The following is a 24,338-nucleotide window of genomic DNA, read 5'->3' as shown; positions in this document are numbered from 1 at the left end:
AATACCAAATGGGCTACTATGTATATATACAGCTTATTTTGGAAAGGATGATCGCATGAAGAAGCAAGATCGTCAGAAATTAATTAGACAATTGTTGAGTAATCAAGATGTCGAGCGTCAAGAAGATTTTGTGGAGCTATTAGAAAGACAAGACATCCGAGTGACGCAAGCAACCATTTCACGAGATATTAAGGAAATGCAGCTTGTAAAGGTGCCGTCTGTTTCGGGTGGCTATCATTATGCGATGCCTGTTCAAAAGAAGTTGGACACTGAAAAGAAACTTAAACGAACGCTTAGGGATGCTTTTGTTTCCTTTGCAATTCAAGATAAAAATACATTTTTAAAAGTTTTACCTGGAAATGGACCAGCAATCGCTGCTTTGATTTATCAAATGAATTATGATTTTGTTTTTGGCACGATTGGTGATGACAATACCGTATTTACTATATGTAAGAGTGATGACGATGCGGTAAGGTTTCAGGAAGCGATTAGCTTGCTACTGGAGTGAAGCATGTTGGGTCAGGTCTCTTAGTGAGATCTGGCCCATTTATTTAGACATTTATAGAACGGAGGTAGCCACTTGATACAAGCACTATCTATTAGAAATTTTGCAATTATTGAAAAATTGGACGTTGAATTTGATAAGGGAATGACCGTGCTGACAGGAGAAACAGGTGCCGGAAAATCCATCATTATTGATGCGGTGGGTTTACTTGCAGGTGGCAGAGGTTCTCAACATTTTATTCGAACGGGAGCTGATAAGGCGGTTCTACAAGGATCATTTGTTCTTCCAAAGGGAAATGTGAGTTTTACGCTCCTTGATGAACTGGGCATTGATCATGATGACCACGAAATTATTCTCCAGCGGGAGATTCATCGTAATGGTCGGAATGTTTGTCGAGTGAACAGCATGCTGGTTAACATTCAAACATTGAAACGGATTGGCGAAACACTTGTCGATATTCATGGTCAAAATGAGCATCAAGAACTTATGCAGCCAGAGAAACACATATTTATGCTTGATGAATATGCAAATGGTCAGATTGCCACTAAACTAGAAGCATATAAACAGAGCTATGAAGCCTACTCAAAGTTAAAAAAGGCCGTTGATAAACGTCGAGCCAATGAAAAGGAATGGGCACAACGTTTGGACATGCTTAAATTTCAAGTCAATGAAATTGAGGATGCACAGCTTCAGCACGGCGAAGAAGAGAAACTTAATTCTGAACGAGATCGGTTGAACAATTTTCAAAAAATAAACGAGTCGTTGAACAGAAGTTTTTCTGCGCTTGCTGGGGATGATGAAATTTCGGGTGCGCTTGATTCAGTGGGGGAAGCGATGAATGCACTCGCAAGTATTGAGGACCTGGATTCCGAATTTAAGGAGCTTTCCGGAAACGTAAATTCTGCATTTTACGCATTACAGGATGCCTCACAGGGAATTTCACGCCAAATTGACCTGTTAGAGTGGGATGACAATCGGTTAAATGAAATTGAAAAACGGTTGGCAACAATCCAAGAATTAAAGCATAAATATGGCGATTCTGAAGACCAAGTTATTAGTTACTTCGAAAAAATTTCTAAGGAACTTGCTGAGATGGAAGAAAACGAGCTTAGTGATTCTGACGTAGAAAATGACCTAATGAAAAAGCAACAGGATTTATGGACTCGCGGAATTGAATTATCTAAAATTAGAAAATCCTGTTCAAAAGATCTGGTCAAGGCCATTCATAAGCAGCTCGCAGATTTGTATATGGAAAAAACGGTTTTCGAGGTTCGATTTTCAGAACCCAAGAAAAATACTTTTTATCGAAATGGTATCGATCAGTTGGAATTTTATATTCAACCCAATCCTGGAGAAGAGATGCGCCCATTAGCGAAGATAGCGTCTGGTGGTGAACTTTCTAGGATTATGCTTGCCCTAAAAATGATTTTTTCTAGGACGCAAGGAGTCACCTCAATCATTTTTGACGAAGTAGATACAGGTGTATCTGGCCGAGTTGCACAGGCAATCGCAGAAAAAATTAGTGATATTTCACGTGAATCACAGGTTCTTTGCATTACCCATTTACCTCAGGTTGCGGCAATGAGCGACCATCACTACTTTATTGCAAAACACGTTTCAGGAGGCCGTACCGAAACAACGCTGGCTAAGCTGACGGCACAACATCGAATTGATGAAATAGCAAGAATGCTAGCAGGGGCTGAAATTACCAAATTGGCCAAACAGCATGCCAAGGAGCTGCTTGATTTGGGAGAAAAAGCTAAATCTAAGTAGCATATAAGTTTATGTCTATTGTGAGTCCTGTTACAATGTGATTAAGTCAAATCGCAGTCATTTGCGGGTTAGGAGTGATGTGCCTTGCTATTAAAAATGGAGCACCTTTCTAAAGTTTATCCAGGTAAAAAAGAAGTTTTGTCTGATTTTAACCTTGACGTTAATAAGGGCGAATTTATATGTTTGATTGGAACATCGGGATCTGGTAAGACAACAGTTATGCGGATGATTAATAGAATGCTAAATCAAACTGAAGGTTCTATTTTGATTAACGATGAGGATATTAGCAAAATGGATCCGGTAAAACTGCGCCGGAAAATTGGCTATGTTATCCAAAATGTCGGATTAATGCCGCATATGACGATTCGGGAAAATATTACATTAGTGCCAAAACTGCTTAAGTGGTCGGAAGACAAACGTAATGAACGCGCGAAGGAAATGCTTAAGCTTGTCGAAATGCCGGAAGAAATGCTAGATAGATATCCGTCCGAGCTATCTGGTGGGCAGCAGCAACGAATTGGCGTTGTGCGAGCTTTAGCAGCGGATCAAGATATCATTTTGATGGATGAGCCCTTTGGTGCTTTGGATCCAATTACCCGTGACTCACTACAAACGCTAGTTAAAGACTTGCAGGTTCGTTTGAATAAAACGTTCATTTTTGTGACTCACGATATGGATGAAGCTTTAAGATTAGCAACGCGGATTGTCATTATGAGCCATGGTAAACAGGTTCAGACTGATTCTCCAGATAACATATTGCGTCATCCGGCGAATGAATTTGTCAAAGAGCTGATTGGAAAAGATCGCCTCATTCAAGCACGACCAAGCATTACAACGGTTGGCCAAATTATGCTGAAAGACCCAGTTGCAATTACCCCCGGTAAATCATTAATTCAAGCAATTCAATTGATGCATGATCGCCGAGTTGATTCACTATTAGTGACAGACGACGCTGGAATATTGAAGGGCCGAATTGATGTTGAAAGTGTCGACTATTCCTTTAACACGGCAACAAGTGTTGGAGATATTATGGACACGGATGTCTTTACGGTGGACTCAGATTCGCTGATTAGGGATACTGTCGGTCGGATTTTGAAACGTGGTTTTAAGAATATTCCCGTTGTTGATGACAATCATAAATTGGTTGGAATTGTTACCCGGGCAGCGTTGGTAGACATCGTGTATGACGCGCTTTACGGGGAGGCTCATGCTGAGCAAAATCATCCATCTACCGGTACTTCGGATTCGAAGAAGGTTGGTGATGACGAATGATGGCGTTCTTCCAACAATACGGCGGTCAACTACTGTTGAAAATTTGGCAGCATATCTATATTTCTGGTATTTCGCTTGCGTTAGGTGCCATTGTTGCGGTTCCCCTAGGTATTTTGTTAACACGTCTAAAAAAGGGGGCTGGCATAATCATTGGTTTTGCAAGTGTTCTACAAACAGTTCCTGCGATGGCACTACTTGCGCTGATGATTCCCGTATTTGGAATCGGTATAAAGCCCGCCATTGTTGCACTCTTTATCTACTCGTTACTGCCCATTTTACGGAACACTTATCTTGGTATGATGAATGTAAATGACACGATAAAAGATGCTGCAAAGGGAATGGGTATGACTAATTTTCAGTCAATGATGAAGGTTGAATTACCAATGGCTGCGCCAGTTATCATGTCCGGAATACGATTGTCTGCAACCTACGTCATTGCGTGGGCCGCTCTAGCATCTTATATAGGGGCTGGCGGTTTAGGAGATTTTATTTTCAACGGACTTAATCTTTATCAATCTGACTTAATTTTTGGCGGTTCTATTCCGGTCATTATGCTCGCACTGATCACTGATTATTTACTTGGTAGAGTGGAGGCTCTGGTCACGCCACGAACGGAAAGCGAATAGGAGGGACTCAATTGAAAATTTCAAAAAGATTCTTCAAGTTTTTAATTGTTTGTGCTGGCATGATTCTATTGCTGACTGGTTGTGGATTCCCTGGCTTAGGTGGAAACCAAAAGGAAACGGTTAAAGTTGCTTCAATGACCACCACCGAGCAGCAGATCATGACCTACATGGTAAAGGGCATGATTGAGCATTATTCAAATCTGAACGTTGAGATTGTTAATAATTTAGGATCGGCTTCGGTGTCTTTAAACGCAATGAAACGTGGCGATGCGGATATTTCTGCTGTGCGTTATAACGGAACTGATTTGACAACGGTTTTGGGGAATAATGCCGAAAAAGATCCAACGGTCGTTGCTAAGAAGGTAAAACAAGAATTTAAGGATCGATTTCACATGACCTATTTTAAGAGCTATGGATTCGCGGACACTTATGCATTCATGGTTACTCAAAAATACGCGAAGGAACACAATCTGCAAACCATTAGTGATTTGAAAAAAATCGCTCCTGAAATGACAGTTGGGATTGATCAGAGTTGGTTGAATCGTAAGGGTGATGGCTACTCAGGCTTTAAAAAAGAGTATCAAATGGATTTTGGAAAAATTTATCCAATGCAGATTGGGTTAGTTTATGATGCACTACAGGCTGGAAAGATGGATTCGGTTTTAGGATATTCGACTGACGGCCGAATTGGAAGTTACGATCTTAAAATATTAAAAGATGATCGACAATTTTTCCCACCATATGATGCTTCACCAGTTGCAACTGATGCCATCTTAAAAAAGCATCCTGAATTACGCCCAATATTGAACCGGATGGTGGGCAAAATTTCACTAAAAACAATCCAAAAGTTGAACTATCGAGTTGATGATAACTTAGAGGAACCGCAAGCAGTCGCAAATGAGTATTTAAAAGCACATGACTACTTCAAAGGGAGTGATAGTTGATGAAAAACTTAAATTTATTGGATCAATTAATCTACTACTTTTCTCATAATGGACTTTATGTTTTAAATCAATTTAATCGAACTTTCCTGATTGCAATTTATGGTGTGATTTTTGCAGCCGTTATTGGAATTCCAATTGGCATTTGGACGGCTAAATATCGGAAACTAAGTCCAATCGTCATCGGAATTGCCAATGTGATTCAAACAGTTCCATCCCTTGCAATGTTATCAATCATCATGTTGGGTCTTGGACTTGGTGTCAATACCGTGATTATGACGGTGTTTCTGTATGCGTTACTCCCAATTATTAAAAATACTTACACGGGAATGGTCAATGTTGATCCGGACGTGCTCGATTCTGGGAAGGGCATGGGCATGACAACTTTTCAGTTGTTATATTTAGTTGAATTACCACTTTCGTTATCGGTTATCATGGCCGGCATCCGAAATGCATTGGTTCTAGGAATAGGGATCACAGCCATTGGCTCTTTCGTTGGTGCTGGTGGATTAGGTGATATCATTATTCGAGGAAGTAATGCGACTAATGGTGGTGCCATTATATTAGCGGGTGCATTACCGACTGCATTAATGGCCATCATTTCTGATGCAGTATTAGCTTTCTTTGAGAAAAAATTTGATCCAAGCAAAAAAAAGGCGACAAAATAAAGGACTAGTAATCATTGTAAGAACAATGACTGCTGGTCCTTTTTACATCGCAGTTAGGTAGAAGTTTTTTAAAGCGCAGAAATGTATCGAATTCGATTCGTAAAAATAATTTTAGTAAGGTTGGATTGCGGATTTTGAATGAGGAGTTGATGCTCTGGTCCGTTTTTTAAAACACCGGTAACTACTTCAATTTGGCCATTCTGAGCATCAACTTGTAAGGTAACGGGTTTGCGACTCGTAACAGAAGCACTGATAAACAACTTTTGTTGAAATGCTGGCATCCGTGTTTGCTTTTCTAATAGGTAATCTTGCGGAGTTAAACTGAAGAATTGTTGATATCGATTAGTAAGTTGTTCCGTTAAGTTTTTTATTGCTGAAATTTGTGCAGCCATTGAATATCACCTCGAACGTTTGTTTGTATTTCTATTATACGAACAAATGTTCCAAAAAGCAATACCCTTTATTTTTTATTTTTGCATGGCTAAAATTTGGTTGGGACTTGCAGAAATGAATAAAAAGGCGCAGAATGTACTATTATAAACCTTAAAAGGGGATTCAACATAAATGGCAAAACGTGGTATGTTAATTGTGCTTTCTGGTCCTTCAGGAGTTGGTAAAGGAACTGTCAGAAAAGCACTGTTTGATGCAGGTGACACAGACTTTCAATATTCAATCTCCATGACGACTCGAAAGCCACGCGATGGCGAAAAAGATGGCATTGATTATTTCTTTGTTTCCAAGGAGCAGTTCGAAGATAACATTCAGAATGGAAAAATGTTAGAATATGCTAAGTACGTTGACAATTATTACGGGACACCAATTGATTACGTTAATGCGACGCTTGACTCGAGCAAAGATGTTTTCCTAGAAATTGAGGTAAATGGCGCGATGCAAGTTCGTGCAAATTGCCCAGATGCTGTATTTGTTTTCTTAACGCCGCCTGATTTAGTTGAACTAAAACATCGTCTTGTTGGACGAGGTACGGACGATATGGAAGTTATCAACAAGCGTATTAAAAAGGCGGTCGGTGAAATCGGAATGATGCGGAACTATGATTACGCAGTTGTTAACGATGAAGTACAAAATGCAGTAGACCGAATTCATTCAATTATTAATAGTGAACGGTTGAGAGTTACAAGAGTGATGCCAGATTACGAACAAATGTTAGGAGAAGATTAATTATGTTATTATACCCATCAGTAGATGATTTGTTAAAAAAAGTTAACTCAAGATATTCACTTATTATGTTGGCAAGCAAGCGGGCACATGAGCTTGATGCTGGTGCTACCCCATTACTTTCAAGCTACGAATCGCCCAAAACTATTGGTCGTGCACTTGAAGAAATTGCAGCCGGAGTTGTATCGATAGATGCAGAAAAAACGAAAGCTAACAAAAGTAAATAATGACTGAAGCAGGACCATGAAAATGGTGCTGCTTTTTTATTCGTTTAAATACATAAAAATTGGTACAATGGAGCAAGCAAGAAACTAATTTTTGGGGGCACTAAAATGCAAAAGAACAAACACATTACTTTGTACGTATCAGGGAGTATTGCTGCCTATAAATCTGCAACGTTAGTTCGGTTACTGGTTAAAAGTGGCGCAGAAGTGAGAGTTGTTCTAACCGAAGCGGCCCAGAAATTTATCACGCCGTTAACATTTGAAGTATTAAGCAAGCAGTCTGTCATAACGGATGCTTTTGATTCTCAAGAGGATTTTGTGCCACACATCGAATTAGCTGACTGGACTGACTTAGCAATTGTTGCGCCAGCAAGTGCGGATCTGATTGGTAAACTTGCAAACGGGTTAGCGGATGATATGGCAAGTTTGACACTGTTGGCTACAACGGCACCTAAAATAATTGCGCCGGCTATGAACGAACACATGCTGAATAATCCTGCGACTGTTAGAAATATTCGACAATTGCATCATGATGGTGCGCTTTTTGTCGATTCTGGTTATGGATTTTTGGCGGAAGGCTATTCAGGTCAAGGCCGAATGGCTGAGCCGGAACAAATTTTTGCCGCGGTAGATGCTGGGCTGGGTGTTGTTCAACAAGGATTAAAAAATAAAAAAGTTTTGATTACTGCTGGAGGTACCCGTGAATTAATTGATCCAGTTCGGTTTATTGGGAATAAATCATCTGGAAAAATGGGATATGCAATCGCGCAGTCTGCAATTAATGCGGGTGCCCAAGTGACGTTGGTAACTGGAAAGACGAATTTACAACCTCCACTTGGCGCAAAGGTTATTCATGTCATTTCGACCAAAGAAATGGCTGATGCAGTGGCGGAGAACTTCGAACAGTCAGACGCTTTGATTATGGCTGCAGCAGTTGCCGATTTTATGCCTGAAAATTATGTGGATCAAAAAATAAAAAAACAGGCCGAAGATGATGGCCTCACACTCAAATTAAAGAAAACAGTGGACATTATTAAAACAATTGGTGGCCAAAAACATGCTGGTCAAATCGTTGTTGGCTTTGCTGCTGAAACTCAAAATCTTTTAAATAATGCAAACAAGAAACTCAATGATAAACGGATGGATATGCTAGTTGCAAATAATGTTTCAAATGACAAAATCGGGTTTAACAGCGATGACAACCAGGTCACTTTTTTGCTACCAGGACAAGAGCCGGAACAGACACCAATAATGACCAAACACGCTATCGCAAATATGTTAGTTGATAAAATTTCACATTTATTCAATGAGTAGGAGACGAGTTATTTAATGGAACAAATTGCAAAGGTAATTGTTGATGTGCCAACAATGCAGACAAATAGTCCATATAGCTATCTGATTCCTCAAGAATTTTTAAACCAGATTCAAGTCGGAATGCGAGTAATTGTCTCATTTGGTAAGGGCAATCGGAAGGTCCAAGGAATGGTTGTTGGCATTGATGATGACAAAAGCTTTGATGGAAAATTAAAAGAGATTGATTCTATTATGGATTTACAACCGGTGTTAAACACTGAACTCTTGAAGTTGTCAGGTTATTTAGCAGAGTCAACCTTTTCCTTTGCAATTACTTGTATTCAGACTATTTTACCTAATGCATTAAAGGTTAAATATGAAAAAGAATTGGTTCCAGCTACGACAATAAACGATGCTGATAAAGCACAAATTTTTGGTGGACAAAAGCGATTACTTTTTGAAAGTGATCAATTAACAACACAACAACTTAGCCGACTTTTAAAACTCAAAAAAGCAAACCAAATAAAAATAAATTATCTCGTTCAAGATCGGGCCAAAGCTAAAACAGAAATTCAAATTAAGCGGACTCCCAATGTTAGTTTTCTAAGAGAAGAATTTGATTCGATTCGAAAAGGGGCTGTCCAGCAGGAACGTCTTTTGAACTACCTCGTTAGTATGGGGGAAAAACAAGTTAGTCAATCTGACCTGATTGAAGCAGCAGATGTTTCGAGTGCCACTATTAAGTCTGGCGAGAAAAAGAAGTGGCTAACTCGCAGTCGTGTTGAAGTCTTACGAGATCCCTTTAAGCACGAAGTCACTCGTACTCAACCACTTAAGTTACAACCAGATCAACAAAATGCTGTTGATGCAATTTCTGAAAAAATTAATCATTCAGAGTATTCACCGTTTTTGCTAGAAGGGGTTACTGGTAGTGGTAAAACCGAAGTTTATCTTCAAAGTATGGCTCAAGCACTAAGTGAGAATAAGACCGCGTTGATGCTGGTCCCTGAAATATCGTTAACACCACAAATGGTTAATCGAGTGAAAGCGCGATTTGGGCATCAGGTAGCAGTTCTTCACAGTGGTCTTTCAGATGGTGAAAAGTATGATGAATGGCGCCGAATTGAGCGTGGGGACGCAAAAGTTGTCGTTGGCGCTCGTTCGGCAGTATTTGCACCTCTTAATAACATTGGGATTATTATCATGGATGAAGAGCATGAAACAAGTTATAAACAAGACGAGAGCCCAAGATATCATGCACGCGATGTTGCTTTGTGGCGAGGTAAATACCATGGCTGCCCAGTTGTCCTAGGTTCGGCAACGCCATCCCTAGAAACTCGTGCTCGAGCTGAGAAGGGTCTGGTTACTCGGTTACTTTTACCAAATCGAATCAACCATCAGTCCTTACCCGCAGTTTCAGTTGTTGATATGAAGAATGAAATTAGTCAGCACAAAGAGAGCAACTTTTCGACGGAATTGCTGGACGCGATTAAACTGAGAATTCAGCGTAAAGAGCAGATTGTCCTGATGTTGAATCGGCGAGGGTACTCGTCCTTTATTATGTGTCGAGATTGCGGCTTTGTTTTGATGTGTCCCAACTGCGATATTTCGTTGACGCTTCACATGGATACGCACTCAATGAAATGTCACTATTGTGGACATGAAGAGGCGATACCAAAAATTTGTCCAAACTGTCAGAGCCACAAGATTCGGTATTATGGAACGGGCACTCAAAAAGTAGAAACCGAATTAAAGGAACTTCTACCAGATGCACGAGTTATTCGGATGGATGTTGATACGACTAGACGTAAGGGTGCCCATGAAAAACTTTTGGATGAATTTGGCAACCATGAAGGGGATATCTTATTAGGCACCCAGATGATTGCTAAAGGACTGGACTTTCCTAACGTGACATTGGTGGGCGTATTAAATGCTGATACGTCGCTAGGGATTCCGGATTATCATTCAAGTGAACGAACCTTCCAATTGTTAACTCAGGTCAGTGGTCGAGCAGGCCGAGCGGAAAAAGCAGGTCAGGTCATTATTCAAACGTTTAATCCGGACCATTATGCCATTCAATTGGCAAAATCTCAGAATTACGAGCAATTCTTTGCCTATGAAATGAAAATTCGTCATGAAAGTAACTATCCACCATACTATTATGCGGTTCAAATCACGACAAATGCTGCAACTGAGGCCGAAGCAGCTAAACTAATGTTTAAGATAGCAAAGCAGGCAAGAGAAGTCCTTTCTGATCAGGCAATCGTTCTTGGTCCAACACCACAAACTATTGCTCGAATTAAAAAACGCTATTATTACCAACTCATTATTAAGTATAAAAAGGAACCACAACTGAATGAACTGTTGACGAAGGTTCTTAAAAATTCACAGAAATTAGGTAGAAATGCCGCAAAGGTTAGTATTAATCCCAACCCAGTTAGCTTTATGTAATTAAATACGGAAAGAAGTTTTGTAAAATGAAGTCCATTGTATTCATGGGAACACCAGAGTTCGCAGTGCCAATTCTAAAAAGCTTAATAGCAAATGACAACTACGATGTGATTGCAGCAGTGACTCAACCAGATCGAAAAGTCGGTAGGAAACACATTTTGACTGGTTCACCTGTCAAACAAGCAGCTGTTGAAGCAGGAGTTAAAGTTTATCAACCAGAAAAAATTAGTGGTAGCGATGAAATGGCTGAATTAATGAGTTTGAACGCCGATTTCATTGTGACTGCAGCGTTCGGTCAATTTTTGCCAACCAAATTATTGAAATCGGTGAAATTGGCCGCTATTAATGTCCATGCCTCACTTTTGCCAAAGTATCGAGGCGGCGCTCCCGTCCACTATGCTATTTTGAAGGGTGACCAGGAAACGGGCGTCTCAATCATCTATATGATTAAAAAAATGGATGCTGGGGATGTGATTTCTCAGGCGCGAATTCCAATTGAAAAGACGGATGACGTTGGAAGTATGTTTGATAAATTAAGTTTGTTGGGAAGAGACTTACTATTGCAGACGATGCCATCCCTCATCGATGGTACTGCTACGCCCCAACCTCAGGATGAAGAAAAGGTTACTTTTGCTCCAACAATCAAGCCAGAAGAAGAGCAGGTAGATATTAACTTGCCAGCCAGGCTTGTGGATGCCAAGGTTAGAGGGCTTCGACCATTTCCAGTTTCTTACGTTATGTTAGATGGCGTTCGAACTAAATTGTGGGGGGTCGAGGTGTTGGATGAAACGACAAGCTTGGACCCCGGACATGTTGTTCGTCGAACGAAACATGAACTTGTGATTGCCACCGGCCAAAATGGTGTGATTAGTCTTAAAAAGCTCCAACCAGCTGGGAAACCTCAGCAAAGTATCACTGATTTCTTAAATGGCTCAAGAGATAAATTCAATGAAAATGAAAAGGTGATTGATTAATGGATATCGAAAATAATCCACGAAATTTAGCAGTGACAGTTCTTTCGAAAGTGAAAACTGGCGCATATTCAAATCTCCAACTTAATAATGTCATCAATGATCATACCCTAATTCCAGCTGACGTTAACCTACTAACGACAATCGTTTATGGGGTTGTTCAGCATCGTTTAACTTTGGACTTTTACTTAGCACCATTTCTTAAGAATCCCGATAAGGTCGAACCTTGGGTCAGAGAATTACTCTACACTGCGTTATTTCAGGAGCTCTATCTAGATCGAATTCCTAAACGGGCGATTTTTAACGAAACAATTGAAATTGCTAAACAGCGAGGACATGAGGGTATTCGACGATTTGTAACTGGCGTTTTGCACCAAATGGATCGTACCGGATTACCAGATGTTGCGACGATAAAAGATCCAATTGAACGGCTAGTAGTGACCTACTCGGTTCCTAAATGGTTTATTAATGCACTAATCGACCAGCGAGGAGAAGAAAAAGCGCTGTCGATTCTTTCAAAAATTAATCAACCTGCTAACCAGTCGATTCGGGTGAATACCGTTGAACTTTCTCTAGATGATGCAGTTCGTCGTTTAACGGAAGAGGGCTTTGAAGTAAGAGAGAGTATCGTTTCGGGGACAGGTTTAGTTGTGTCTGGACAACCTGCCAATCAGTCGACCTTATTCAAAAACGGTCAAGTGACGATTCAGGATGAAAGTGCCATGCTGCCAGCAGAGTCAATGCAACTGGATGATCAGATGTGGGTTCTCGATGCTTGTGCTGCACCAGGCGGAAAAACAACTCAAATTGCCACGTATTTAAGCCCTGAAAAAGGTGGAAAAGTCACTGCGTTAGACATTCATCCCCACAAGATTAAGTTGATTAATCAGAATGCCAAACGGCTGCACGTTCAAGATCAAATTGAAGCCGTTCAACTGGATGCTAGAAAAGTTGATGAAAAATTTGATGATGAAACTTTTGATAGAATTTTAGTAGATGCGCCATGCTCCGGTCTAGGCTTGATCAGACGTAAGCCTGAAATTCGATATGAGAAAAGTTTGTCGGACAGTCAACACTTACAAAAGGTTCAGTTAGATATTTTGAACGGCGTTGCGCCTAAGTTAAAAACAGATGGCATTTTAGTGTACAGTACGTGTACAATCTTAGATGAGGAAAATAAAGACGTTTATACCGAATTTTTACGCCAAAATTCTAATTTTAGATCAGTGAAGGTTAAGACGGATAAGAACCTTAAGCTCGATAGAAAAACGGACTATCTGGAAATATTCCCAGATGATTTTGATTCCGACGGTTTTTTCATTAGTGCATTTCAAAAAGTAAAATGATTGGGGGAGATCCTGTGGAAGTTGCATATCAAACTGCGATAGGGAAAAAACGAACTGAAAACCAAGATTATGTCAGTGTATTTCGAAATCAAGCTGATCAACAATTAGCGATTATTGCTGATGGTATTGGTGGAAATCGTGGTGGGGATGTCGCTTCTGCTATGGCTGTCTCACACATTGGCTTTCTTTTCGAAGCGACTAAGTTCGATGAATATCAAGATGTTGAAAAATGGCTAAGAAAAAGTGTTCAGGACGAGAATAATTCAATTATTGAAAAGTCTCATCAATATGCTGATTTGCAGGGGATGGGAACAACTATCGCTTTGACCGTTTTGTTAAAGAAGCGAATGATTTTTGCTAATATTGGTGATAGTCGTGGGTATTTACTTCGGGATTTTGAACTGCATCAAATAACGGAAGATCATTCCTTAGTAAATGAGCTTGTAAAACGTGGCGAGCTAAGCAAAAAAGAAGCAATCAATCATCCTCAAAAAAACGTGATTATTCGTACATTGGGGATTTCTTCAGATGCTGACTTAGATACATACACGTTGCCCCTTGAACCAGGGGATCAAATTTTGCTTTGTACGGATGGCCTAACAAACATGGTTTCTGATGCTGACATCCAGAAAACACTATTGCAAAACATTTCAGCAACCGAAAAATGTCAACAGCTAGTCGATCAAGCAAACACAGCTGGTGGCCTGGATAATATTACCGTCCTCATTTATCAAGACGATGAGGAGGTGACTAATTAATGCGAGAAAATTATGTATTAAATGGTCGCTATCGAATTCTACATTCACTTGGTGAAGGCGGAATGGCTAACGTTTATCTGGCGCATGATCTTATTTTGGATCGGGATGTCGCGGTGAAGTTGCTAAGGCTTGATTTGCGTGATGATCCCAAGACAAATAAACGATTTCAACGGGAAGCACTTGCAGCAACTGAACTTGTAAATCCTAACATTGTGAGTGTTTATGACGTTGGTGAAGAAAATGGCATGAACTACCTTGTAATGGAATATGTTAGCGGAATGGATTTGAAGAATTATATTAAGGTGAATTTTCCAATTCCGTATCAAGAAGTTATCAATATTCTTGAACAAGTTTTGTCTGCCGTCCAAGTGGCTCATGATCATGATATTATCCATCGTGATTTGAAGCCTCAGAATATTTTAGTGGATAAAAATGGTCAAGTAAAAATTACCGATTTTGGGATTGCCATTGCACTTTCTGAGCACTCCCTAACTCAAACCAACACCGTTTTAGGATCCGTGCATTATTTATCACCTGAGCAAGCTCATGGTGGCATGGCCACAAAAAAGTCTGATATCTATTCACTTGGAATAATTCTTTACGAAATGCTGACTGGCAAGGTTCCTTTTGATGGCGAGACTGCCGTTTCAATTGCAATCAAACATTACCAAGAGGATGTGCCATCGGTTAGAGATGTTGATCCAAGGATTCCTCAGGCACTTGAAAATGTCGTGTTGAAGGCAACCGCAAAGCAACCTGAAAATCGCTATGAAAGTTCTCAAGAAATGGGAGAGGATCTCTTAACATCGCTCTCTGATAAGCGAGCAAATGAACCTAAATTTATTCCGCATTCTAACGATTTAGGCGAAACAAAAGTAATGCCAATGGCGGACATTAAAAATGGCATTAATCAGGCGAGTCCTGATGAGGATTCAGAAAGTAAAAATAAGAAGCCTAAAACCCGAAAGAAAAAGCATCAAAAATTACGATATGCCCTTCTAGTGATTGGATTCCTTTTTGTTTTAATGTTTGGTCTAATCACTTGGGCCAATCAGACCCAAATGATTGAGGTACCTGATGTGACCGAAATGTCTGAGCAAACAGCGACACGAAAAATTGAGGCTGCCAGTTTGACGGTTGGCTCTGTATCACATAAACCAAGCAATTCCGTGAAGAAAGATCGAATTATCAAAACCAATCCAAGATACGGATTTAAGGTTAAGAAGAATCATAAAGTAAACCTCATGATTAGTTCAGGGGTTAAGAAAACCACTTTTAGAAACTATCGTGGGATGCAGTATAAGGCAGTTGCTAGAAATTTAAGGGCAAAAGGATTTACCGTCATCAGACAGAATAATTCCTCGGATAGCTTATCTGCGGGTCAAATTATGGAGCAGGACATTGCGTCTGGGAAAAAGGTCGTTGCCAAAAATACGACCGTGACGTTTACTGTTTCTACTGGTCAAAAGCAGATTACGCTTGAAAATTTAACCGGCAAAACAAAGAAGCAGATTAATGATTACGCAAGTGAGAATTCAATCAACGTCTACTATAGCTACGAATATAGTGATACCGTCGATAAAAATAAGGCAATTTCTCAAGATCCGATTGCTGGAACGACGATTAAACAAGGATCAAACGTAAAAATCAGCCTATCACGAGGTAAACAGACTGATGACAGTGATTCTACAGATCAATTTAATGTAAAATTGACGATTCCGTTCAAAGGAACCGACAGTAGTTCATCCGTCACTTCTGATAATTCAAGTAGTGCTGAATCAATTGGGGAAAATATTATCTATGTCTATTTAAAGGATAGTACCCATACCTATAAGACAGTGTATCGACAGTTAACGATTACCAAGAGCACGTCCATCACGTTACCTTTTACCCTTAAGAGTGGTAAATCAGGTGGTTACAAGGTGGTTAGGGATGGACAGACCATTATGAGTGATAATGGCGTCACTAAAGATAACCACTAGTTGCAATTAATCCTGAAAAGATAGTCAAAGTCTTTTATAATTAAGAGGTAAATCGAAATTGAAGGGGATGACTGCTTGAACCTAGGACAGATTCACCAGTCTCTGAGTGGCTTTTATGATGTAATGGACGAAAATGGCACGTTACATCGAACGAGAGCCCGCGGAAACTTTAGAAACAGGAACATTACACCATTAGTTGGTGATTGGGTTGAATTTGATGATACTGGTAAATATATTTTAAAAATTAGAGAACGAAAAAATTCTTTAGTTCGTCCACCTATCTCAAATATTGACCAAGCCATTGTGACAACTGCAGCTGCACAACCAGCATTTTCTACCAATCTTTTAGATCGACAACTTATTACCCTAGAAATTGCGAACATTCGTCCCGTTATTTATTTCACGAAGACAGATTTAGTCGATGACTCGGAATATGAAGCCATTGCAATTTTGGCAGAATACTATCGAAAGATTGGGTATCCAACCTTTTTAGCGCGGACACCATTTGAAAAAGATCAACTAAATCAATTGATAAAGGTGTTAGCTAATAAGGAAAGTGTCATCATGGGTCAAACCGGTGCAGGAAAATCAACGCTACTCAATCATTTAGCACCTGAGTTAGCGTTGAAGACTGGTGAGATTTCTAAAGCTCTAAATCGAGGCAAACATACAACCCGTAAAGTGGGATTACTGAAGGTTGGAGAAGGCTTGATCGCGGATACACCTGGATTCTCTTCCTATGATTTAATGAAGACTTCCGCCATTGATCTGACGAAATACTTACCGGAATTTGTTGAAATTGGTACTAATTGTCGTTTCAGAGGTTGTGTTCACGTGAACGAACCAGGTTGTGCTGTTAAGGCCGCTGTCGATGAGGGTGAGATTGTTCAAAGTCGGTATGATAATTATCTTCAACTCTATACAATGTTAAAAAATCAAAAACCAAATTATAAGAAATGAGGAATTATAATGATTAAGGTAGCACCTTCAATTTTAAGCGCAGATTATGTTAATTTACAAAAGGATATTGAAAAGGTCGAAAAAGCGGGCGCAGAGGTCTTGCATATCGATATTATGGACGGTCAGTTCGTGCCAGCTTTGTCATATGGACCTGGTTGGGTTAAAGCAATTCGTCCCATTAGCAAAATGGTCCTAGATGTTCACATGATGGTTCAAAACCCAGAACGTTACATCGACGATTTTGCCGAAGCCGGCGCCGATATCATTGGCGTTCACGTTGAAGCCACTGCCCATATTCATCGCGCTTTACAAATGATTAAAAACGCCGGTGTAAAAGCTGAAGTTGTGATTAATCCAGGGACACCAGTTTCATTAATTGAACCTCTATTACCAATGGTTGACCAAGTATTGGTAATGACCGTGAATCCTGGATTTGGTGGCCAGAAATTCCTACCAGAAACGATTAAGAAAATTGCCAAATTAGATCAATTGAAACAAATTGAGGGTTACGACTTCGATATCGAAATTGATGGTGGTGTAAACGATAAGACGGTTGTTGAATGTGCTAAAGCTGGTGCAACAGTTGCCGTAGCAGGTTCATATGTATTTAACGCAGAAGATCCAGCTGCTAGAGTTCAAGCAATTAAAGACGCCACGAAGTAATTGGCATGAAAATTTTAAATTTATTAGTTGGGGGACCAATTGAGAATTGGCCTCAAGAACTCAAAGAGAACACAATTGAAGGTCCCTGGATTGGTGTGGATCGTGGTAGTTTACGTTTGCTTGAACGTGGAATTACGCCAATCGTTGCGATTGGTGATTATGATTCGATGGGGACTCAAGAGTTTCAGACCGTTAAGGAACGGGTAAAGGATATTCGCCGAGCGATTCCAGAAAAAGACGAAACCGATACTGAATTAGCAGTTACGGTGGCACTTAATGAGTTTGAAACTGATCGATTGGACATTTATGGGGCGACGGGCGGCCGATTAGATCACTTCCTTGCAAATCTCTTCCTTGTATTGAAAGATCGGTATCGCAGCAGTGCACCCAAGATTCGATTCATTGATAGAGCGAATACCATTACTTTTTATTTGCCCGGAGAATATGAAATTTTAAAGGAACCAGATAAAAAGTATTTAGCATTCATCCCCTTAACGCCGATTAATCACTTGACCCTAGTAGATGAAAAATATCGATTGGGGCACGCAAAGGTCCTATATCCAATTTCCTATGCAAGTAATGAATTTGTAGGGGAAAAGGGACATTTCCAATTTGACTCAGGTGTGATGTGTGTCATTCAAAGTAAAGATGTTAAATAAAAAAAGCGCCAGTACATTAAGTACTGACGCTTTTTTATTTGACTCAAGTTTAAATTAAACTCGAGTAACTTTACCTGATTTAAGTGTTCTAGCTGAAACCCAAACACGTTTAGGCTTACCATCAACTAAAATCTGAACCTTTTGTAAGTTTGGCTTCCACGCACGTCGTGATGAGTTCAAAGCGTGTGAACGCTTGTTACCAAAACGAGTCCGTTTGCCATTAAAAAAGTCTTTAGCCATGACTGAAGAATCCTCCTTTACGGATTTAAATAAAATCTCAATTTGCTCACTTAGATAATTTAGCATATAAAGGCTGGTAATGCAATAGAATTCTTTCAAGTAATTTTACTTGACAGTGAATTTTATTCAGGCAAAAGGAATTTTTAATTGAAATTTATGACGCGGGTTTCACTTATTTTTCTTTTCTAAACGGTTGTGGTAACATTACTATCGATATACATTTTGAAATCAATCAAGGAGGCTGTTTTTCATGGCCGTTAAAATAAAAACGCAAAACGGAACAATTAATATTACAAACGATGTCATAGCGACAGTTGTTGGTGGCGCTGCGACTGATAGTTATGGTGTCGTTGGTATGGCAAGCAAGAATCAAATTCGCGATAACGTTAACGTTATTTTACGCCGCGAAAATTATGCAAAAGGTGTTGTCGTCCATCAGGAAGATAATGGCATCTCGATTGAAGTAAATTTAATTGTAAGCTATGGCTCGAAAATATCTGAGGTTTCCAAGGCAGTTCAGTCGAAAGTTAAGTATAACTTAGAGACGATGCTTGGTGTAACCGCTAATTCAGTAAACGTTATTGTTCAAGGTGTAAAGGTCATTAGCGATTAAGCTTTTTGGGAAACCGAGGGGGATTATTTAGTTGATAGTAACAGAGAAAATTACAAACCATGAATTCGGTAAAATGGTCCAAGCTGCTTCAACAGTTTTGAATCAGAACGCCGAATTTATTAATTCATTAAACGTTTTTCCGGTACCGGATGGAGACACTGGTACTAATATGAGTCTATCTCTCGCCAGCGGTCTTAAGTACGAACGCGAAGAGACGAGTGATTCTGTAGGTAAATTATCAGTAGCGTTAGCTAAGGGACTGTTGATGGGGGCACGTGGTAATTCTGGCGTGATTCTTTCACAAATTTTTAGAGGCTTTTCGAAGAGTATTGAAGAAAAACCTTCTTTAGATGCCCAAGATTTAGCTGAAGCTCTTTCGGCAGGCGCTGAGACTGCGTATAAGGCGGTTATGAAGCCTACAGAGGGAACTATCCTCACAGTTGTTCGGGAGGCTGCTCAAGCGGCTAGAAACGAAGCAAACGAGGGCGGTAGTGTTGTCACAGTTATGGACAAGGCTTCGGAGGCTGCAAAAGTTGCGTTAGCTTCTACACCAGATTTACTCCCTGTTTTAAAACAAGTCGGGGTTGTCGATTCTGGTGGACAAGGTTTAGCCTTTGTTCTAAGTGCATTTGATGACATCTTAAACGGCCGAGAAATTTCCGAGGACCAACAACATCAACCCGATAATACCGAAATGGATGAGATGATTGATGCAGAACATCATCGAAGTGTTCAAGGAAAACTTAATCCGGATGATATTGTCTATGGTTACTGTACAGAAATTATGGTCAGAATTGGTAAAGGTAAAGAAGTCGATCATAAATTTGATTACGACACGTTCTATAAGTATCTAGCCGATTTAGGAGATTCATTGTTAGTTGTAAATGACGATGAGGTTGTTAAGGTCCATGTTCACACTGAGCATCCTGGAAAAGTGATGGCATGGGGTCAAAGTTTCGGTGATTTAGCGAAGGTTAAAGTCGATAATATGCGACTTCAACAGGAAACAATCATTGAAAATGATGCAGAAGAGGCCGCTTCTGAGGCTAAAGCTTCTGAGAATATTCCAGAGACTGCTATCATTGCGGTTGCTTCGGGTGAAGGAATCCAAACGCTATTTAAGAGCTTAGGCGTTACCCATATTATTAGTGGGGGTCAAACCATGAACCCAAGTACCGAAGATATTGTTAATGCCATTAATGATAGTCAAGCAAAAGAAGCTATTATTTTGCCAAACAACAAGAATATTTTCCTATCTGCTGAACAGGCTGCTGAAGTTGCAGATATTCCAACAAAGGTAGTTCACAGCAGAAGTATTTCACAAGGAATGACTGCTCTTCTTGGATTTAACCCCGAAAGTGATTTGGATGGTAACACGGCCTCGATGGAAGAGAATTTGAGTACCGTGAAGAGTGGTGAGGTGACCCACGCTATTCGCGATACTGAATTAGACGGCATCCAGATTAAAAAGGGTGACTTCATGGGAATCGTTGATGGAAAAATTAAAGTAACTAGACCAGATATGATTGATACTAGTGTTGCAATGGTTCAAAGCATGCTAGATGAAGATAGCGAAATTGTCACAATTATTTATGGAACTGATGCAACGGAAGAAGAAGCAAATAAAATTGAAGATGCTGTTATGGCTATAGATGGTGATCTCGAAGTTGAGATTCATGAGGGAGATCAGCCCGTCTATCCATTCGTCATTTCAGTTGAATAACTTCTACTTATAAAAATACGGTATAATGAAATGGCTATTACTTTTCCGAATAATTCGGAAGTATTGGTCATTTCATTTTAATTTGATGAGGAGGTATGGAGATGGCATTAAGTGATTCAGTACAAGTTTTGCCGAGTGTAGGGCCTAAACGTCTTGAAGCACTGCAAGATTTAGGAATCAGTACAATTGAAGATTTATTGACCTATTTTCCATACCGATATGATGACCTTAAAAGCAAAGAGCTTGCCGAAATTCAAAATGATGAAAAAGTGACTTTAAGTGGAACGGTTGCCTCTGAACCGGTTGTTTCATACTTTGGTCGCCACAGAAATCGCCTTGTTTTTCGCCTATTAATTAAAAATGATGTCGTTCCGGTGACTTTTTTTAACCAACCTTGGCTAGATAAGCAAGTGGTTGTTGGCGAAGAAATTGCCGTTTACGGCCGATTTGATGGTAACAAAAAAACGCTAAGTGGTATGAAGATTATTAAAGCAGCGGAGGGGATGGACTCCATTTATCCAGCTTCCAAATCAATTCGGCAGTCAACTATTAGAAATCTGATTGAAGTGGCTTGGGATAAGTATCAAAATGAAATTCAAACAATTATTCCTAGTGCAATTCGACAACGGTACAAGCTGATGGATCGTAAACTAATGATTCATGACATGCATTTTCCCGATGGCCAATATGCAGCAAAATTAGCGAGAAGGACAGCAAAGTTTGAAGAATTTTTTATTTTTCAAATGCGACTTCAGCTTGTTAAGCAGGCAGATCGACTCGAAGATGGACTTTCAATTGATTATAAAATTTCTGAACTTACTGACTTAATTGCGAGTTTACCGTTTGAATTGACCGATGCTCAAAAGCGGGTCGTGAATGAAATATGTGTGGATTTAAAGCGACCAACCCATATGAACCGCCTTTTACAAGGAGATGTTGGGAGTGGCAAAACGATTGTAGCTGCACTAGCTGTGTACGCCACCATCACGGCGGGGTACCAAACGGCACTAATGGCACCAACGGAAATTTTGGCTGAACAACATGCTGAAAATTTGCAAAAAACGTTTAAGGACTTCCCAGTAAACATCGTGCTATTAACCGGTTCTACAAAGGTTGCCGTACGAAAGCAGATTTTACCCAGAATAAAAAATGGTGAAGTTAACCTAATTATTGGGACACATGCGCTAATCCAAGATGAGGTTCAGTACCATAAACTGGGACTGGTCATCATTGACGAACAACACCGGTTTGGTGTGCATCAAAGACAAATATTGAGAGAAAAAGGCGAGCGCCCTAATGTATTGGCGATGACGGCGACTCCGATTCCTAGAACGCTCCAGATTACAAGTTATGGTGAAATGGATATTTCGGTCATTGATGAATTACCAGCGGGTCGGAAAAAGATTAAGACAACTTGGTTGCGGAGTAATGAAACCGATAAAGCACTACGCTTCGTTCGAGACCAATTAACTTTGGGCCGCCAAATATATGTGGTGACACCCTTAATTGAAGAATCTGAAGTCATGGATATGCGAAATGCCCAAGCCATTTACGACCGGTTAAGGACTGATTTTGAACCAGCGTATAAGGTTGGGTTACTTAATGGTAGAATGAAGAGCAATGAAAAAGAAGACGTTATGCGCGCATTTAAAGCAAACGAATTTCAGGTACTAGTGGCAACCACCGTCATTGAAGTTGGTGTGGATGTGCCAAATGCTACCGTAATGATGATCTACGATGCCGATCACTTTGGATTAGCTCAATTACATCAGTTACGAGGTCGTGTTGGTCGTTCAAATCTTGCTTCATACTGTTTGTTAATTGCTGATCCCAAGAATCAACAAGCAATCGAGCGAATGGAAGTTATGACGAAAACGAATGATGGCTTTGTCCTTTCACAACGTGACTTAGAACTTCGAGGATCGGGTGATATCCTTGGAAACAAGCAATCCGGATTACCTGAATTTAACGTGGGCGATCCAGTAGCCGATTTGAAAATGTTATCAATTGCGCAAGAAGAGGCTAATGAAATTACCGATGATGAAAATTGGGAGCGTGAACCTGATAACCAGGTGCTTGGCAATTATTTGAATGAAAACTGGAAAGGGCACATGGCCTTTGATTAAAGGGGAGATTGAATGATGAAACTTGCAATTGATGCAATGGGTGGCGACTACGCCCCAGAGGAAATCGTAAAAGGTGTTGAGTTAGCGCGAGATCAACATTCAGATATTGAATTTTTACTATTTGGTCAGACTGACAAAATCACACCATTTTTAAAAGACAATTCGCATATTACGATTGTTCAAGCTGATGAAGTCATTGAAATGGGAGATGAACCCGTTCGTGCCATTCGTCGCAAGAAACAGTCAAGTATTGTTTTGGCAGCACAGGCCGTTAAAGAAGGAAAAGCAGATGCTTTCTTTTCAGCAGGAAATACAGGTGCCGTCTTGGCTGCAGGGCTTTTAATTATTGGTCGGATTAAGGGAATTGACAGACCTGGACTAACAACGACACTGCCGGTTATTACTAAAAAGGATCAGGATAGTTTCGTCATGCTTGATATCGGAGCAAATGCGGACTCTAAGCCTGCTAATTTGGTTCAATATGCCGTAATGGGTAAGTATTACGCTGAATCTGTGATGAATATTACCAATCCAAGAATCGGTTTGCTGAATAATGGAACCGAGGCTGATAAGGGCGATAAGGTCCATCGTGAAGTTCATGATCTATTATTAGAAACAGAAAATATTAACTTTATTGGAAATGTTGAATCTAGGGAATTGCTCAACGGTGTAGCTGACGTTGTTGTTACCGATGGATTTACCGGCAATGCCGTTTTGAAAACTGTTGAAGGAACCGCCTTGTCCATGTTCAAGATGATTAAAGGCTCTATTATGAGCGGTGGCGTTGGTGGCAAACTTGGCGCAGCCATGCTAAAAGGAACCTTTAATGAAGTTAGAAACCAAATGGACTACTCAAAATATGGCGGAGCAGTGTTATTAGGTGTTAAAGCGCCCGTTGTTAAAACACATGGTTCAAGTAAGGCGGAAACGGTTGTTAATACGATTTCGCAAATTAAATCCATGATCGATACGCAAAGTGTTCAAAACGTCATTTCCTACTTCGATGACCAAGCAAAAAAGGCAGCAAATGAAGAAGAGAACGCTTAAGGCGGTATCACAAAGGATTAACTTATGTTAGACTATTTATGAATTAAGTTGAATGAGGGATGAATAATGTCAAGAGAAGAAATTTTCAATAAAATTGCCGCTATTATTGCGGATCGTTTTGAAGTCGAACAAAGTACCATCACTGAACAATTGAATTTCAAAAAAGATTTAGACGCTGATTCAATTGATTTCGTTGAATTCGTTCTAGAATTAGAGGACACGTTTAATGCGGAAATATCAGATGAGGACGCCGAGAACTTAAATACAATTGGTGAAGTCGTTGATTACATCGCGAACAACAATTAAGGACCGTAAATTTGG

General features: G+C 40.0%; 24 protein-coding genes. 22 read left to right on the top strand and 2 right to left on the bottom strand.

What is annotated here, in order from left to right; all coding sequences use genetic code 11:
- Positions 1-55: 55 nt before the first annotated feature.
- The 6 genes from FGL90_RS09855 (at position 56) to FGL90_RS09830 (ending at position 5,785) form a co-directional block, all read left to right on the top strand.
- Complete coding sequence (locus tag FGL90_RS09855) at positions 56-508, top strand: arginine repressor (RefSeq protein WP_010619904.1); 453 nt, start codon at positions 56-58, stop codon at positions 506-508.
- A 72-nt stretch (positions 509-580) separates the two neighbouring features.
- Complete coding sequence (gene recN / locus FGL90_RS09850; RefSeq protein WP_010619903.1) at positions 581-2,278, top strand: DNA repair protein RecN; 1,698 nt, start codon at positions 581-583, stop codon at positions 2,276-2,278.
- Between the two features lie 84 nt (positions 2,279-2,362).
- Positions 2,363-3,550, top strand: a complete 1,188-nt coding sequence (locus FGL90_RS09845) for a betaine/proline/choline family ABC transporter ATP-binding protein (RefSeq protein WP_010619902.1) — start codon at positions 2,363-2,365, stop codon at positions 3,548-3,550.
- Positions 3,547-4,176 carry an ABC transporter permease gene (locus FGL90_RS09840; protein ID WP_010619901.1) on the top strand — a complete coding sequence of 210 codons (630 nt, stop codon included), beginning with the start codon at positions 3,547-3,549 and terminating at the stop codon, positions 4,174-4,176. The genes FGL90_RS09845 and FGL90_RS09840 overlap by 4 nt, the downstream gene beginning before the upstream one ends.
- 11 nt (positions 4,177-4,187) lie before the next feature.
- Entirely contained in the window at positions 4,188-5,120 is a 933-nt protein-coding gene (locus FGL90_RS09835) for an osmoprotectant ABC transporter substrate-binding protein (RefSeq protein WP_010619900.1), read from the top strand.
- A complete protein-coding gene (locus FGL90_RS09830) occupies positions 5,120-5,785 on the top strand; it encodes an ABC transporter permease (RefSeq protein WP_010619899.1) in 666 nt (221 codons plus the stop codon). Before FGL90_RS09835 ends, FGL90_RS09830 begins: the two co-directional genes overlap by 1 nt.
- 68 nt (positions 5,786-5,853) lie before the next feature.
- Here the strand turns inward: FGL90_RS09830 and FGL90_RS09825 are convergent, their stop codons facing one another.
- Complete coding sequence (locus FGL90_RS09825; RefSeq protein ID WP_147657862.1) at positions 5,854-6,177, bottom strand: hypothetical protein; 324 nt, start codon at positions 6,175-6,177, stop codon at positions 5,854-5,856.
- Positions 6,178-6,349: 172 nt separating this feature from the next.
- Between FGL90_RS09825 and gmk the strand changes: the two genes are divergently transcribed.
- The 11 genes from gmk (at position 6,350) to FGL90_RS09770 (ending at position 18,268) form a co-directional block, all read left to right on the top strand.
- Positions 6,350-6,964 (top strand): guanylate kinase, encoded by a 615-nt coding sequence (gene gmk, locus FGL90_RS09820; RefSeq protein WP_147657860.1) that lies wholly within the window; start codon positions 6,350-6,352, stop codon positions 6,962-6,964.
- 2 nt (positions 6,965-6,966) lie between these two features.
- Positions 6,967-7,188 carry a DNA-directed RNA polymerase subunit omega gene (gene rpoZ, locus FGL90_RS09815; protein ID WP_010619897.1) on the top strand — a complete coding sequence of 74 codons (222 nt, stop codon included), beginning with the start codon at positions 6,967-6,969 and terminating at the stop codon, positions 7,186-7,188.
- Positions 7,189-7,293: 105 nt separating this feature from the next.
- On the top strand, positions 7,294-8,499 hold the full coding sequence (gene coaBC, locus FGL90_RS09810; RefSeq protein ID WP_010619896.1) for a bifunctional phosphopantothenoylcysteine decarboxylase/phosphopantothenate--cysteine ligase CoaBC: 1,206 nt from the start codon (positions 7,294-7,296) through the stop codon (positions 8,497-8,499).
- Positions 8,500-8,514: 15 nt separating this feature from the next.
- The gene (priA, locus tag FGL90_RS09805; protein ID WP_010619895.1) at positions 8,515-10,929 is read left to right on the top strand and encodes a primosomal protein N'; all 2,415 of its coding nucleotides are present in this window, start codon (positions 8,515-8,517) and stop codon (positions 10,927-10,929) included.
- A 26-nt stretch (positions 10,930-10,955) separates the two neighbouring features.
- Positions 10,956-11,903 (top strand): methionyl-tRNA formyltransferase, encoded by a 948-nt coding sequence (gene fmt / locus FGL90_RS09800; protein ID WP_010619894.1) that lies wholly within the window; start codon positions 10,956-10,958, stop codon positions 11,901-11,903.
- The gene (gene rsmB / locus FGL90_RS09795; protein WP_010619893.1) at positions 11,903-13,246 is read left to right on the top strand and encodes a 16S rRNA (cytosine(967)-C(5))-methyltransferase RsmB; all 1,344 of its coding nucleotides are present in this window, start codon (positions 11,903-11,905) and stop codon (positions 13,244-13,246) included. Before fmt ends, rsmB begins: the two co-directional genes overlap by 1 nt.
- 14 nt (positions 13,247-13,260) lie before the next feature.
- Positions 13,261-14,004 carry a Stp1/IreP family PP2C-type Ser/Thr phosphatase gene (locus FGL90_RS09790; RefSeq protein ID WP_147657858.1) on the top strand — a complete coding sequence of 248 codons (744 nt, stop codon included), beginning with the start codon at positions 13,261-13,263 and terminating at the stop codon, positions 14,002-14,004.
- Entirely contained in the window at positions 14,004-15,986 is a 1,983-nt protein-coding gene (gene pknB, locus FGL90_RS09785) for a Stk1 family PASTA domain-containing Ser/Thr kinase (protein ID WP_010619891.1), read from the top strand. Before FGL90_RS09790 ends, pknB begins: the two co-directional genes overlap by 1 nt.
- 75 nt (positions 15,987-16,061) lie before the next feature.
- A complete protein-coding gene (rsgA, locus tag FGL90_RS09780) occupies positions 16,062-16,946 on the top strand; it encodes a ribosome small subunit-dependent GTPase A (protein ID WP_147657856.1) in 885 nt (294 codons plus the stop codon).
- 9 nt (positions 16,947-16,955) lie between these two features.
- On the top strand, positions 16,956-17,609 hold the full coding sequence (gene rpe, locus FGL90_RS09775) for a ribulose-phosphate 3-epimerase (RefSeq protein WP_010619889.1): 654 nt from the start codon (positions 16,956-16,958) through the stop codon (positions 17,607-17,609).
- Positions 17,610-17,614: 5 nt separating this feature from the next.
- A complete protein-coding gene (locus tag FGL90_RS09770) occupies positions 17,615-18,268 on the top strand; it encodes a thiamine diphosphokinase (RefSeq protein ID WP_010619888.1) in 654 nt (217 codons plus the stop codon).
- Between the two features lie 54 nt (positions 18,269-18,322).
- Here the strand turns inward: FGL90_RS09770 and rpmB are convergent, their stop codons facing one another.
- On the bottom strand, positions 18,323-18,508 hold the full coding sequence (rpmB, locus tag FGL90_RS09765) for a 50S ribosomal protein L28 (protein WP_010619887.1): 186 nt from the start codon (positions 18,506-18,508) through the stop codon (positions 18,323-18,325).
- A 250-nt stretch (positions 18,509-18,758) separates the two neighbouring features.
- On the opposite strand from rpmB, the gene FGL90_RS09760 reads away from it, so the two are divergent.
- From FGL90_RS09760 to acpP, 5 genes are all read left to right on the top strand, one after another.
- A complete protein-coding gene (locus FGL90_RS09760; protein WP_010619886.1) occupies positions 18,759-19,121 on the top strand; it encodes an Asp23/Gls24 family envelope stress response protein in 363 nt (120 codons plus the stop codon).
- A 34-nt stretch (positions 19,122-19,155) separates the two neighbouring features.
- Positions 19,156-20,844: a DAK2 domain-containing protein gene (locus tag FGL90_RS09755; RefSeq protein ID WP_404814667.1), complete on the top strand. Its 1,689-nt coding sequence runs from the start codon at positions 19,156-19,158 to the stop codon at positions 20,842-20,844.
- A gap of 95 nt (positions 20,845-20,939) precedes the next feature.
- The gene (gene recG, locus FGL90_RS09750) at positions 20,940-22,970 is read left to right on the top strand and encodes an ATP-dependent DNA helicase RecG (protein WP_029327544.1); all 2,031 of its coding nucleotides are present in this window, start codon (positions 20,940-20,942) and stop codon (positions 22,968-22,970) included.
- 15 nt (positions 22,971-22,985) lie between these two features.
- Positions 22,986-24,017, top strand: coding sequence for a phosphate acyltransferase PlsX (gene plsX / locus FGL90_RS09745; protein ID WP_010619883.1), 1,032 nt, complete (start codon positions 22,986-22,988; stop codon positions 24,015-24,017).
- A 66-nt stretch (positions 24,018-24,083) separates the two neighbouring features.
- Positions 24,084-24,323 (top strand): acyl carrier protein, encoded by a 240-nt coding sequence (acpP, locus tag FGL90_RS09740; protein WP_010619882.1) that lies wholly within the window; start codon positions 24,084-24,086, stop codon positions 24,321-24,323.
- The last annotated feature ends 15 nt before the right edge of the window (positions 24,324-24,338 follow it).

It is taken from the genome of Secundilactobacillus malefermentans (genome assembly GCF_008033155.1).
GTDB classification, from domain to species: domain Bacteria; phylum Bacillota; class Bacilli; order Lactobacillales; family Lactobacillaceae; genus Secundilactobacillus; species Secundilactobacillus malefermentans.
The sequence above is the reverse complement of the archived record's forward strand: the minus strand, read 5'-3'. Positions and strand labels throughout refer to the sequence as shown.